Annotated in this window: 14 protein-coding genes and 1 pseudogene; 3 read left to right on the forward strand and 12 right to left on the reverse strand. The window is 44.3% G+C overall.

Features of this window, described 5'->3' with window-relative positions; genetic code table 11:
• A pseudogene (locus QUA45_RS25000) lies at nucleotides 1–245 on the forward strand (class I SAM-dependent methyltransferase); the annotation flags it as partial.
• Nucleotides 246–296: 51 nt separating this feature from the next.
• Here QUA45_RS25000 and QUA45_RS25005 read toward each other — a convergent pair.
• The 7 genes from QUA45_RS25005 to QUA45_RS25035 form a co-directional block, all read right to left on the reverse strand.
• Complete coding sequence (locus QUA45_RS25005; RefSeq protein ID WP_333222430.1) at nucleotides 297–944, reverse strand: hypothetical protein; 648 nt, start codon at nucleotides 942–944, stop codon at nucleotides 297–299.
• A gap of 139 nt (nucleotides 945–1,083) precedes the next feature.
• Nucleotides 1,084–1,623, reverse strand: coding sequence for a deaminase domain-containing protein (locus QUA45_RS25010; RefSeq protein WP_333222432.1), 540 nt, complete (start codon nucleotides 1,621–1,623; stop codon nucleotides 1,084–1,086).
• A gap of 95 nt (nucleotides 1,624–1,718) precedes the next feature.
• Nucleotides 1,719–2,864 (reverse strand): DNA cytosine methyltransferase, encoded by a 1,146-nt coding sequence (locus QUA45_RS25015; protein ID WP_333222434.1) that lies wholly within the window; start codon nucleotides 2,862–2,864, stop codon nucleotides 1,719–1,721.
• Nucleotides 2,865–2,960: 96 nt separating this feature from the next.
• Entirely contained in the window at nucleotides 2,961–3,710 is a 750-nt protein-coding gene (locus tag QUA45_RS25020) for a Uma2 family endonuclease (protein WP_333222436.1), read from the reverse strand.
• A 198-nt stretch (nucleotides 3,711–3,908) separates the two neighbouring features.
• Nucleotides 3,909–5,183, reverse strand: coding sequence for a histidine--tRNA ligase (gene hisS / locus QUA45_RS25025; RefSeq protein ID WP_333222438.1), 1,275 nt, complete (start codon nucleotides 5,181–5,183; stop codon nucleotides 3,909–3,911).
• Between the two features lie 133 nt (nucleotides 5,184–5,316).
• Complete coding sequence (locus QUA45_RS25030) at nucleotides 5,317–5,598, reverse strand: hypothetical protein (RefSeq protein WP_333097439.1); 282 nt, start codon at nucleotides 5,596–5,598, stop codon at nucleotides 5,317–5,319.
• A 34-nt stretch (nucleotides 5,599–5,632) separates the two neighbouring features.
• On the reverse strand, nucleotides 5,633–5,908 hold the full coding sequence (locus tag QUA45_RS25035) for a photosynthetic electron transport-dependent transcriptional regulator PedR (protein ID WP_006633901.1): 276 nt from the start codon (nucleotides 5,906–5,908) through the stop codon (nucleotides 5,633–5,635).
• A 446-nt stretch (nucleotides 5,909–6,354) separates the two neighbouring features.
• Here QUA45_RS25035 and QUA45_RS25040 point away from each other — a divergent pair, with 446 nt between their 5' ends.
• Nucleotides 6,355–7,332 carry a carbohydrate kinase gene (locus QUA45_RS25040; RefSeq protein WP_333097373.1) on the forward strand — a complete coding sequence of 326 codons (978 nt, stop codon included), beginning with the start codon at nucleotides 6,355–6,357 and terminating at the stop codon, nucleotides 7,330–7,332.
• Nucleotides 7,333–7,566: 234 nt separating this feature from the next.
• Here QUA45_RS25040 and QUA45_RS25045 read toward each other — a convergent pair whose 3' ends face one another.
• The 5 genes from QUA45_RS25045 to QUA45_RS25065 all read right to left on the reverse strand — a co-directional run bounded on the left by QUA45_RS25045 (nucleotide 7,567) and on the right by QUA45_RS25065 (nucleotide 12,241).
• The gene (locus tag QUA45_RS25045) at nucleotides 7,567–8,055 is read right to left on the reverse strand and encodes a gluconokinase (protein ID WP_333097371.1); all 489 of its coding nucleotides are present in this window, start codon (nucleotides 8,053–8,055) and stop codon (nucleotides 7,567–7,569) included.
• 128 nt (nucleotides 8,056–8,183) lie between these two features.
• Nucleotides 8,184–8,882 (reverse strand): aquaporin Z, encoded by a 699-nt coding sequence (gene aqpZ / locus QUA45_RS25050; RefSeq protein ID WP_333222440.1) that lies wholly within the window; start codon nucleotides 8,880–8,882, stop codon nucleotides 8,184–8,186.
• A 335-nt stretch (nucleotides 8,883–9,217) separates the two neighbouring features.
• A complete protein-coding gene (locus QUA45_RS25055; protein WP_333222442.1) occupies nucleotides 9,218–9,979 on the reverse strand; it encodes an HIRAN domain-containing protein in 762 nt (253 codons plus the stop codon).
• 317 nt (nucleotides 9,980–10,296) lie between these two features.
• A complete protein-coding gene (locus QUA45_RS25060) occupies nucleotides 10,297–10,884 on the reverse strand; it encodes a hypothetical protein (RefSeq protein WP_333222444.1) in 588 nt (195 codons plus the stop codon).
• Nucleotides 10,885–10,918: 34 nt separating this feature from the next.
• Nucleotides 10,919–12,241 (reverse strand): 3-isopropylmalate dehydratase large subunit, encoded by a 1,323-nt coding sequence (locus QUA45_RS25065; protein WP_333077709.1) that lies wholly within the window; start codon nucleotides 12,239–12,241, stop codon nucleotides 10,919–10,921.
• A 336-nt stretch (nucleotides 12,242–12,577) separates the two neighbouring features.
• Between QUA45_RS25065 and QUA45_RS25070 the strand changes: the two genes are divergently transcribed.
• Nucleotides 12,578–13,408, forward strand: coding sequence for a PEP-CTERM sorting domain-containing protein (locus tag QUA45_RS25070; protein ID WP_333222446.1), 831 nt, complete (start codon nucleotides 12,578–12,580; stop codon nucleotides 13,406–13,408).
• Nucleotides 13,409–13,614 lie beyond the last annotated feature (206 nt).

The following is a 13,614-nucleotide window of genomic DNA, read 5'->3' on the forward strand; positions in this document are numbered from 1 at the left end:
AGGCTTTGTTTTTGATGGCGTTGGGTTTGGGCGATCGTATTGCTTCTCTGTCTACAAATGATGCGGAAGTATTGGATTTGGCAAGGTTTTTGCGGCGCCGGGAGGCTTTGCATCAGTTGATCGATCCGAGGGGTTTGGGGAGTTTTGGGGTTTTGGTGCAGTGTAAGGGGTTGAGGGAGGAGGAAAAGTCCGCGCAAGCGAAGCTATCCCCTAGGGAATCGCTCAAAGGTTTCACGGTGCCTTAAGTTAACTAGAATCAGCAACACGCACTCTTTTCCAATTACTTTTGTCATTACTTAAGCGCACTGACTCAGTGGCGGAAATTCCCATTTTCCAGAATATAAAGTAGATGGCAGCTTTAAACAATAGGCCGCAGGAATCACCTCGATCAACCACCAATTAAACATATCTCGTTGAGCCGCAGCAAAACCAGAAATGGCATCCCCAGTAATGGCATCATACAAAATATCCAAGATGGCATTGTAGGCTGTTTTTGTATTGAGTGTTTGCAGCAAGCCGTAGAAAATATTATAAGCTTCGTCAGTAGCTTGATATTTTCCAATTTTGTTGATATTAGGAAACAAGGTATCTGCCCAAGTTTCTGGGATTTCACAACTATTCTTCAGCCAACAAGATACAATTCCTTCAACGATATCAGCTTTGTGTTCTTCAGGAAAGTAATGTTTAATAGTCGGTTTAGTTGCTAATGCTATTCCATAAGCCATATAGACGTATCGCTGATGGGATATTGGATCATTAGGCATCCCAAAGGCTGTCATCACTTCTGCAAAAGCTTCTTCAACATCTGACTTTCCGCCTCTTTCGTATAAATCGCGGTACTGTCTGTCCCAAACAGCCTGAAGTGTTTCCTTTAATTTTTCTGGAATATCTAAGTTTTTGGGCAACTTAAATTCGGTGTAATGACCTATATTAAACTTTATCACTGCCTTACCCTCCTTATCTATATTTCATTAAGTTTAAACCAAGAAAAAGCTAATGCTAAGCTTGACATCATTTCCATTCTACCTTGGCTAGAGAAGCCAGTACAGATCAGGTAGACTGTACTGGCTTAATTTGTCCCCTCTATCTTTTATCTCTAGGATCTAGGTGATTGTATTCTACAAGCACTTGAATGTTCCGGAACCTCATTTTAAACTCATCACAAGTAACATTACAGCCAGAACACATATCTCTCTCAGTGTAGAGGTAGAGTATTCCTTCTACGTCCAAGGAAACATCATCTATTTCCAAGTCTTCTGCGAGTGCATTAAAGAGCTTGTACTCAGCGTCAGCCTCATTAAAACAGCCTCTTGCTCTATCCAACTGTGGCTCAAAAAACTGCTTTGGGCCATCCTCTTCACCTGGAATATTAAGGGGAGCTTTCTTGCTGGTAGCTTCTCGATTATAGACTTTGCCTGTCGCGAGTTCCAGCTTAACAGCAGCAGCATTACCAGAAGTCTTTCTTCTATTTGAATCTCCTTTTTGGATATGGGTCAACCGAATATCTTGAGCCTTAGTCCGCAGTTCCTCTACGATGTCCGCATACTTCTCAGGTATGTCTTGGGGATCTTCGTAAGGATGTGTGTTTCTATAGGGGTTTCCTGTAGTTAAGTTTTGTTTCACGCGATTAATTTTATTTTTATAGAGTATTTTATATATAACCTATCTAACCTGACTTAGACATAAGCTTAAAGCCTCCTCTGACTCAGTTATTTTAATTATAGCACATTTCCGATTAACTGCAAACTCTGCTCGAATCCCTCGGATTCAGCCCATTTTAATCGTTGTTGAATTGACATACCCTGCAACTTTTTACTCATTTCATATAAATCAACTTGGGGATAATCCCCCTTAAATAGCGGAATCAAAGACTCAACAACGGCAGCGATTCCCTGCGGCGGCACTGCATTTCCAATCTGCCGCCGTACTTCAGTCGTAGAACCTTCAAAAACAAAATCATCGGGGAATGTTTGCAATCTTGCCCTTTCACGATTTGTCAAAGAACGCGGTTCTAAATAATGATAACCCCAAGTTCCGCCGCCTCCACCAGCAATGATTGTCGATGATGGTTTATCTGGATGAATTCGCCGATAAACATGACTAATCATACCTTTGACATAGTATGGACTATCCTTGGGAATATCAGAGAAATTGCCTCCCGGTTTAATGCGATTTAAAATTTCAACGGTTCGGGATTGAATTTTATGATGTTGGTTATTGTCAAGAACTGCTTCCACATTTTTGAGTGCTTCGCCCGCAGTTCGATAAGGATTTTTGCGATTTTGACCGTATTCTGGCTGAGGATGCACAAAGTTAAATCCTGTATCCATCCGAATGCCAACTAATAACACTCTTTGGCGAAATTGCGGAACTCCGTAATCAGCAAAGTTGTAGAGTTTAGGTTTAACTAAGTACCCCGGAGCGATACTTTCAAAGTCAGAAATTATTTGTTTTATTGCTTGATAATTATTGGCACTTAATAAGCCTTTGACGTTTTCTGCTACAAAAGCTTTGGGCTTTTTCTTATTGACAAAATCTAGAAAGTATGTATATAAATTGCCTCTGGTTCCTTCAAGTCCGGGGCGTTTCCAAATTAGGGAGAAATCTTGACAGGGGAACCCTCCTATACATATTTCTGCTTCGGGAACTTGTGCAATGTCTATATTTTCTATGCTGTCGTTGATGATGACATCAGCGATGTTTCTGCTGAATGTTTTGCAGGCGTATTTGTTGGAGTCGATCGCCCAAACTACCTCAAATCCGGCTTGGTGGAATGGCAGATCCATGCCGCCGCAACCAGAAAATAAGGATATGAGTCGCGGTTTTTTTGTCCAGGCGATCGGCTGGAGACGTTCGATTAACATAGGAGTGTAAAGTTAGCCAAGGGCGGACTGGATGCCCGCACCACAAGAGTGTCATCATACCAAAACCCGATCGAACTAGACTCATCAATTGATATTTCACTCTTCATCATCTAACTCGATCCCCGCTTGACGCAGTTTTTCGGCCAATTTTTCAGCGCGGAGTCTTTCGCGATCGGCTCGTTCTTCCGACCACAGCAACAACTCGCCTTCTGCATTCCACCACCTCAACCAACAGCCTGTTCTCCCTTCGTGGGTTCCTTCCCAAAGTCCTAAAAACAAGTTTAATCCGGGTATCCAATAACGTCCATTTTCATCTGGTTTTTGCAACTTGTAGTGCTCTGATTCTAAATCGTAAACTTCTAAATGAGCTGTTTTTGCTCGGAATATGACGTATCTCGGTACTTTGATTACTTGCTCGTAAAAATACCACTTTCCCACCCGCGAGGTAAATTCAACGGAGTATTCTTCTCCATAGGTTTCTGAAAGAAATTCCATCACGATTTGGGGGATGGTTCCTTCTGTGTGTGGCGTGTAACTACGGCGGACTTGAGAGACATTTTTGGGATTGACGGGTTTCACGTACATCCAATCTGGCGCTTTGCAGATAATGCGCTGTTCGTCGCTGCTTGAACCGGGGAAACTTATGCCGGCACACAAGGCAAAGTTGGAAACAATTAAGGCATCCTGCATTAATTCAGGAAATCCTGTTAGCGGCTGGCGCAAAGCGGCGGCTAATAATGGTTGGCTTTCGTCTTCCACGGGGTCGTCTGGTAGTTGGAAATCTTCTGGTAGTAGCGGCCAGGTGATTGTGAGTCGTGTTTGAGGATTTTTAGTTGCTACAGACATAGTTGATCAGAGGTTAAATCTTTTAATGCTTAAATTATATCTCTTGGTTTTTGGGATTAATGTTAATGGCTTAATGACGAGGCAGAGCCTCTAAATATGCGTTACCGGGCAGAGCCTGGTAACGAGAGGATTGGAATTCAAAGTCCCCCTTCTTAAGGGGGATTTAGGGGGATCTAGACTAGGCTAAAACCGAGAGTTTTAAGGGTTGTTAATTTTCTGCTGTAGTTCGGTGGTCATTGCTAGCAGTTCCGATTGCCCGATCGCACTTTGTTCACCACTCGCCAACCACTTCAATTGTACCGTCTCGTTTTCAGCTTCCGCATCTCCCAAAACTAAACACGCAACAGCACCGCTGCGATCGGCCCTTTTAAACTGTTTCCCGAAAGCACTACCGCTCAAATCTATCTCTACACTAAACCCCGCACTTCGCAATTTTTGAGCTAACAATACCGATTGCTGTTCTGCTTTTTCGCCCCTGGATACCAAATAAAAATCCTGCTTGGGTACGGGCAAAGGTTGCAACTTTTGCAGCAGGATAATCAACCTTTCGATACCCATTGCCCAACCGACTGCCGCCGTATCTGGGCCGCCCAATTCCTTGACTAAACCGTCGTATCTGCCACCCCCGCAAACTGTTGCTTGCGCTCCCAAATCGTCGGAGATAATTTCAAATGCGGTGTAGGTATAGTAATCTAAACCGCGCACTAATCTCGGATTTAACTGATAGGTAATTCCTAAGTTTGTCAGCATAAGTTGCACTTGCTCGAAGTGCGATCGCGACTCGTCGCCCAAATATTCTAAAATGCTCGGCGCACCAGCTACAATTTCTTGAGTGCGCTGATTTTTGCTGTCCAAAATCCGCAGCGGATTGCGAGTCAAGCGGTCTTGAGAATCGGCGTCTAATTCGTCTTTGTACGGTGTAAAATAATCTATTAATGCTTGCCGATAATTTTGTCGGTCTTCCTTATTTCCGACGGAATTAATATCGAGGCGCAAATTTTTTAAACCGAGAGTTTGCAGGATGTCGCAGGCGATGGCAATTACTTCGACATCCGCACGAGGATTCGCACTCCCCAAGACTTCAACGCCTATTTGATTGAACTGCCGCTGTCTTCCTTCTTGCGCGCGTTCGTAGCGAAACATCGGCCCCGCATACCACAGACGCTGCACGTCTCCTGCTGCGTACAAACTGTTTTGAATAAAAGCTCGGACTACTCCGGCGGTGCCTTCTGGACGCAAAGTTGTCGATCGATCGCCCTTATCCTTAAAAGTGTACATTTCTTTGCCCACAACATCGGTAGCTTCGCCGATGCCGCGTTCAAATAAAGATGTCTGTTCAAAAATTGGCGTCCGAATTTCTCGATAAGCCGCTTTTTTTAAAATGGTTCTAGCGACTTCTTCTATATTTTGCCAATATTGAATTTCAGCGGGCAAAATATCCCGCGTTCCCGGTAAAGTTTTAATTGCACTCATTTTGTTAGTCAGTAGTCAGTAGTCATTAGTTCGTCGTCATTAATCCGTAGTTATTAGTTCACGGTTATTATTAGTTGTTAGTCAACAGTCAACAGTTAACAGTTAACACTCAACACCTAACAATTCCCAATAACTAATGACTTAATAATTCCCACGCTCCGTAGCGATCGCCATAATAAGCCAAAATGCGATCGACCCGCTCGCGACCTGCCAAATCGAACCCTTCAGGATACTGTATCCACAAACCCCCAACTTGGCTGTCGTAGTAATCAAACCGCTGCGACTGCTGCGGAATTAAACCGGTTTCCACCCCATCAACTTGACGCAAATGGATCGCCACTTCGCGATACACCGTCAGCGGTAATCTAGGGCATTGAATTTGATAGCGGAGTTGTTTTTCTTGTGCCGTTTGCATCATTTCTTTGCCTGTCCCCAACCAAAATCCCTACTTAAGATACTTCTTTATCGATCGGCCGCGGTAAAGGGCAGCAGTTAATATTGTCCAAACATACCTTTCCCCACTGCAACGCCCAGCGTACAAGCGTAACTCGATTGTCAGCGCGCGTCTTGTTCAAGATATTGCTAATGTGGTTGTCAACTGTACGCTTGCTAATCTCTAACTTTTCGGCAATTTTCTCATTAGTCAATCCGGCCGCTACTAACTCTACCACTTGCAATTCTCTGTCCGACAGGGTGACAGGGGTCCCAGAGACAATCCCACTCATAAATTTTTCCTATGTCTGCATATTTACCTATCTACAATTCTAAAGGATGAGGGATCGAGTATGAAGAGAAAATTAAATTAGTTGTGCTACTCTTTCGGGCCCGAAGCACCAACTCGCTTGCTGAATCGCCGGGAGTGCAAACCCCGCCCCGACACAGCAAGACGCGCAGCCACTTGCACTGCTTGTGCCTCGGGTGGTGGATGCTGCCTTTACCTGCGCCTATCTGACATCCGTACACAACCTGCAAATGTTTGCGTACCCAACAACTAACTGATACGCCGGCACTATACTTCAGTCTTAAGGGAGTAACTGCCAGTATCAGTAGGTCTGATATTATAGGAGCAGCCATTAAAAAATAGCTGGCAATTTTTCTGGGATGGGTTAAAAATCATTATTGACCTGTCTACTGCTGGTCTCAAATCTCAAATCTCAAATCTCAAATTCCTATGACTTATCCTCGCGTTCTGTGTCTGGGTGAACTTTTATTTGATTGTTTAGCAGACAAACCAGGAGTATCTCTCGAAGAGGTAGAATCTTGGACGGCATATCCCGGCGGTGCTCCAGCTAATGTTGCCTGTGCTTTGGTTAAATTGGGGACGGCGGCGGGATTTATCGGTACTGTAGGTGGGGATGAATTGGGGAATTCCCTAGTGCAGGTATTGCAAGAAGTAGGGGTTGATATCACTGGAGTGCAGCGGCATCCGAGTGCGCCGACGCGGCAAGTTTATGTCTTGCGGAATCAAGCGGGCGATCGAAATTTTGCCGGTTTTGGCGAATTCAATACAGCGGATTTTGCCGACACCCGTCTCATCGCTGCAAAACTACCCGAGGTGCTGTTTGAAAATGCCGAATTTTTAGTGTTAGGCACTTTAGAATTAGCTTATCCTGAAAGTCGAGAGGCGATCGCCAGAGCGATCGAACTAGCAGAACAGTACGACGTTAAAATTATACTTGACATCAATTGGCGTCCAGTGTTTTGGCCAAATCCAGACGAAGCAAAAGCGCAGATTAGAAAAATCTTAAAAAAAGTTGATTTTGTCAAGTTATCTGAGGAAGAAGCTGAATGGTTGTTTGCAACTACCGACGCAGGAGCTATTACCTACCGCCTCGATTCTGTAGAAGGCGTTTTGGTGACTGCGGGCGAGAAAGGTTGCGCCTATTGTATCTCGGAAAATGAAGGAAAAATCCCCGCCTTTACAGTAGATGTTGAGGATACAACAGGTGCCGGCGACGCATTTCTGGCTGGTTTTGTACGACAATTGTGCAAGCATGGAATCAAGAACTTAGCCGACCCAAAAATAGCCCAGAAAATTGTAACTTATGCCAGCGCGGTAGGTGCGATGACAGCGATGAAACCCGGGGCAATTAGATCTCAACCAACCGCCGCTGAAGTAGAAGCTTTCTTGTATTTGTACAAAAATTAGCATCCGGAACTTATCAGCCGGGAAACGGAGAGGGCGCTAAATGTGCTTCAGAAACCCGGTTAATCCGAAAAAAATAACTCTTATACTAAACTAAATCCGCCTTAAAAAACCTCGATCGGACTAGGCGATTGAAATCGGTACTATACAAACTCTCGTCCTAGGTGAGAGAAACTGATAAATAAATAGGTATTTAAGTTAAGCTAGATTTGGTATTAGAGGTTTTATTGTGGGGCATTAACCGCACACGAGATGACTTCTAATTTGGCGCAAGATTACCTCTAGCGGTTGCGAAGCATCTATGATAATTGCATCTTCTGGTTCTTCGAGAGTGTCTAACTGACTTAACAACAAGTCTGTTTTCATGTAGTGATTTTCGCGACTTGTTAACCGGGCTGCCAATACCTCAAAAGAACATTTCAGATAAACTATTTTCATCCGCTGTTGGTCGCGGCAGAGCATTTCGCGGTAAGATGCTTTTAAAGCAGAACAAGCCAAAACCACATTTCTATCTTCCCAAAGCCACCAGTCTATTGCAGCTTGCAATTCTAATAGCCAAGGAAGGCGATCCGCATCTTCTAAAGGAATGCCGCAACTCATTTTCTCGATATTAGCTGATGGGTGAAAATCGTCGGCATCACTGAAATCACAATTGAGAGATTGCGCCAGCAATTTGCCAACTGTAGTTTTGCCTGAACCGGAGACTCCCATCACGATCGTAATCATGGCACCTATTTACCGAATACTTGCAATTTTATCGAGTTGTGCGATCGAGAAACCGGGTTTCTTAAGTTGCCGGATGAATTCTACCACCCTAAAAAATTCAATAAACCCGGTTTATTTTTGATTCTCGATCAAATTTCTTCCATAGTGGGTTTAATGAAATTATAAGCCAAAACGCCGATAATTCCACCAATCACTGGGAATACAATAAACGCCCACAACTGTTGGATTGCCCATCCGCATTGAAACAGTGCGACACCGATACTTCTAGCTGGGTTAACTGAAGTATTGGTTACGGGAATTCCGATTAAGTGAATCAACACCAGCATCAAGCCGATGGGAATTCCGCCCAAACCGACGGGATAATTGGGATGGGTAGTACCCATGATTGTAAATAACAGAAAAGCAGTCAGTACAATTTCCGTCAAAGCTGCTGCCAAAAGTCCGTAACCAGTGGGAGAATGTTCTGCAAAACCGTTAGAAGCAAATCCCGAAGCCGCCGCATCAAAACCCGGTTTTCCTGATGCTATCATGTACAAAACAAGACCGCCTAAAATTCCCCCTACAATCTGACCTCCTATATAATAAGGAAGCAAAACAGCATCGATCAGTTTGGCAACTACTAAACCGATGCTTACCGCCGGATTAATGTGGCATCCAGAGATAGGGCCGATAGTATAAACCATGATTAAGAGAGACAGACCAAAGGCGATCGAAACTCCCAAAAAGCCTATTTTGTCTCCAGCTAAAACCGCACTGCCACATCCACCTAATACCAACACAAAAGTACCAAAAGCTTCAGCAACCCCAATCTTTATTTTTTTGTTCATACTCACAATTATCGGAAGTTTATGTTCGGTCAATTTCGCACCCCGACCAATTGTAATTATAAAAAATATAACTCTAATTGGTTTTCCGCAGAACAACAATACTAATGGATAGCATTAGCAATGTGCAGCTCTAACTTTCATAAATTTTATATGCTTAAACTGAGACTGCGGAATTGGGAGTCGATAAATTAGCTCAAACATACTTGATTATGGAAAAAATGTCAACGTTGAGCTAATTATTTGTATAAATTATGCAATCATCTGTATTCAATTCACAATAATTAACTTGACTTCTTCCCTAATTATGCGATCGTAATTTTACTTATTATTGCTGATTATCCGATCGCACTCGCAGCTAAAACATCACTGCTAACCGGCTGGTACCTCCAACCTTGGAAGGGGCGAAAGTCTTGCCAATCGGCAGTCATCTTGCACAGCAAGCGAAACTTTAGCGGGGTTGGGGGTTGGTTGAGGCGATCGACTTCTACGCGCACCAATTCTCGATCCTGCGAGATAATTTCAAAAATATCCTCCAAAAGATAGCGCGGACAATAGCCTACAATCCCGCGATCTTTCGTACACAGAAGCAAAGCAGAGGAATCGTGCGGATTTTGAAATTCGTGGGCTAAATACAAAAGTTCGCCCACTTGAAGCCGATTAATCCGTTCAATTGCCCACTTGGGAAGGTGTCGCAGTCCATGTGCAAAAAAATGGATGCGGTAACGTCCATTTTCATCGGGTTCGGGACAGGGAAATACCTCAAATTTATCAGTTACCCGTTTCCCTCCGCTGCGGGCCAATAAAGCAATTGGGTCATCTTCGTTTTTAGGGATATTCAACCACTTTACAAATTCAGGGTAGTCAGGACGCGATCGCGGCATCACTCGATTGGAAAACAAGGGAAACAGTTTCTGTGAAGTATAAACCTTATTGAAATCAGGGAAAGATGGCAAGGCTTCAAACCAGCACTTAAGTTTAGCTTCTAGAACACCATTTGTATAATTGAACTGGTATTCTTTACCGTTAAATGTTAATCTGCCAATCGGAAACCAAGAACTGCTGCCTGAATCTTCCCAAGCCAAAAATAGTGTTTTCAAAGCAAATGTCCAGTGAATTCAAGTAGCCTTTCTCTGTTAAATTCAAGTATTTGTTGAGAAAAGTCAATGGTAATTTGTGAAATTCGATCGCGCGGTATCCGCTTAAAAATGGCGAGCGTATCATTAGCTGAAATCTTCTCAACGCAATTAAGCCAAATTTCGGCTGCTTCGGGATAGTCTAGCGCTGCGGAGCGGAATGCCTCAAAAGTCTTGAGAGGTTTTGGTCTATTATCGCTAGCATACAACTGAGAAGAGCATCTTTTAGCATAAGCTTGGACAGAATAGCTAGTATCTTTTGTAATCAGTCTATTTTGGCGTTATTCATCAGATATCCGCACTCCCAAACTAGAGGCATGGTCGTGAGTTGGTGCTAGATATCTGGCGATATTTAAAGTAGGATAACTTTCCGGTTTATCTAATACACCCCAATGCTCTGAGTGACGGTCTGTATTGCCAATCCAGGCATCTAATAGCAAATATCCGACAAAAGTTTCTACTGCTGTTTCTATCCCGACTGGCGGAACCCAATCGAGGGGCAAATTAACAGAATTGTCTGCGATCGCATTCAACACAATATTAACTCTGTGCGGTGCGTTCGCAGACAAAACTTGATTCCCAGGAATGAAACTGCCACCATCGGGCAAAAATGATGGTGAGACAGTTCCGCGTTGACTTCTCCAAGTTGCCAGTTCATATTGAGCATGGGGCAGTCCGAGGAGTTTGCAGAACTCGGCTGCAATTTTTTCCGCCCAATCTTCACCTGTATTTTGTCGAGACTGTTTGTACAAGTAACGCCCTAAATTTGGACAGTCAAACCAGAACTTGTACTTAGTTCCCATAGTCTCGGTTTCAGATAGCTCATAGGCTGCTTCTGGAACTACAATAATAGGGAACTCTTCAGCCATTGTGTCAACCTTAAAGAATGCTAAAAGCAACTATCTAACACAGGAATTCGCGCGGATCGGTGACATACCCAGTCAGGGCAGAAGCCGCCGCCGTGTAAGGCGAAGCTAGATAAACTTGCGCTTCTTTATTCCCCATGCGGCCGGGGAAATTGCGGTTAGTTGTAGACACGCAAATTTCGGGTTCGTTCATCCGCCCGAAAGTATCTTTCGGGCCACCCAAACAAGCGGCGCAAGAAGGCGCTGCGGGTTCGATGCAGCCGGCTGCTAAGAAGATTTCCGAAAGCGTTTGACCCTCGTATTTTGTGACAAACAAATCTTCGTAAACTTTCTGAGTTGCTGGTACTAAATAAGTCGGAACTTTGACTTGGTTTCCTTTCAAAATGCGGGCGGCATTCAGGAAGTCGGAGGTTTTGCCACCGGTGCAGGAACCGATGTAAACTCGATCGATCTTGACATCGCGGCAGTTGCGGGCTAAGTCGCGGTTGTCGGGAGAGTGCGGTTTGGCGACAACTGGTTCTAATTTGCTGACATCGTAGGTGCGATCGCTATAAAATTTAGCATCCCCATCGCTGTAAAATGAATCGAAGGGTTTATCAGTCCGCGAAGTAACGTAATCAAACGTAGTTTTGTCGGGCGCAACCGTGCCGTTTTTACCGCCTGCTTCAATCACCATATTGCACAGCGTCATCCGTTCTTCCATCGTCAAACGCTCAACTGTATCGCCGGCAAATTCCATTGTCCGGTAGTTAGCACCGGCAACGCTAATATCACCAATAATCTGCAAAATTAGGTCTTTTGCTAACAAATAATCCGGCAGTTCACCGTTGAACACAAAGCGCATGGTTGCGGGAACTTTGATTAACAGTTTGCCGGTTCCCATGATAAAAGCCGCGTCTGTATTGCCGATACCGGTGGCAAATTGTCCGAAAGCGCCGGCATTGCAGGTGTGGGAATCGGTGCCGAAGAGCACTTCGCCCGGTCTGGTGTGGCCTTCTTGTGCTAGCGCGATGTGGCAAACTCCTTTGTAGTCTGGATTTGCTTTGAAGTCCGATCGATCCGTGATGTCGTAAAAGTATTTTATCCCTTGTTCTTTGGCAAAATCGCGGAGAATATCGACGTTGCGGTTAGCGCGTTCGTCGTTGGTGAAAATGTAGTGGTCGGGAATGAGGACGATTTTGTCGGGGTTCCAGACTTTAGCATTTTCACCGAATTCGCGTTTGAAAACGCCGATGGTGCCGGGCCCGCAGACATCGTGGGTCATCAACACGTCTGTTTCTACCCAAATATTTTCTCCGGGCTCGACTTTAGTGCGGCCTGATGCTTTAGCTAAGATTTTTTCGGTCAGGGTCATTCCCATAGTGCGATCGCTCTTTTTTGTTAGATGCTACATAGTGTAATTGTAAGCGAAACATTCCCTGTTACCGAGGATACTGAGACAGGAAAATGTCTCGGATGTACTTCCAACTTTAGGGAACCGTCCAGTTTGATAGCAGTTTTCAATTGCATCGAATACCAATTGTAGGGCGGAAAATCACCACCTTACGAAAGTATGCGTAATGTTATGTCTTGTTAAATAATCAGAGTTCATTATCAGGATATAAACTATATTGGACGCAACCTAATTTAAACATTCAGTTTTGGCAGTACTAAATTTTTGTAAGATTTTGTGGAAAAGTTGAAGGGAGGAATTATTATGATTTGTGACAAATGTCAACACTTCAAAGTGCAGCTATTACACAGCGATCGCCTGCCGGAATTTGTACCCACAGCAAAAAAAATGCGATCGCTAAAACTATCTGCTGCGGGAACTGCGATGGGCACTCTTTTAATTCTGTTAGCACCGCCAGTTGAAGCTGCTAATCTGACATTCGTGAGCGATCGCGCGGCCTTGGGAGGGAGCGATCGCGTTGATTGGTCGATTTTAGGGCCAGTCCAGCCGCCCTTTAAAGTATTGCCCAATTCCTTCTCAGTCACCTCGGAACAAGGACTGGGAGTTAATGTCAGCATTCCCCCCGCAGCAGCCCCAGGAGTGACGCCTCCTTTACTTTTTCAAACCTTCCCTTCACCAGGCATTCCCACCAACTTTGCCAGCGGCGATTTCATTTTGTTGACTGGTTTAAGACCAGGCCCGCAGCCAGCAGTAGGGAACCCCGGCCCGCTAACGATTACCTTCGATCGCCCCGTGGCGGCCGCCGGGACGCAAATAGCGGTAGATGATACATTTTTATTCACTGCATTGATCTCGGCATTTGACAGTAATAATAATTTGTTAGGTAGTTTCTCAACACCAGGAACCTCCTCATTAGCACTAGATAATTCAGCGCCGTTTCTCGGAGTTCGCAGTGATGTTGCTAACATTTCGCGGATCGTCTATAGCAGTTCTGAGGGATCTCGCGCTTTGGGGATCAATTCGCTCAGTATTGCCGAAGCAGTGCCTGAACCTAGCAATATTGTTGCTATGATTGTTGCAGGATTGGGATTGTTGGTCGTCAAAATTAAGAGGCGATCGCTGTTGGTTAAATGATTGTTTTACCAGACCCAATTGCCGATCGCGATCGGGTGTTATAACAGGGTAAACGCATCTTAATTTCAACCTAAAACATGATAAGATTAAGTATTTAGCTAAATCAAGTGCGTAATTCATAGGTGCGATCGATGGCGAAAGGGTTTACTTCGACTTTAACTTCCCAACAAAAAACAATAGGTGTATCGAATCCGACAGACTTATTG

This window comes from Microcoleus sp. Pol12A5, assembly GCF_036701435.1.
GTDB lineage: Bacteria > Cyanobacteriota > Cyanobacteriia > Cyanobacteriales > Microcoleaceae > Microcoleus.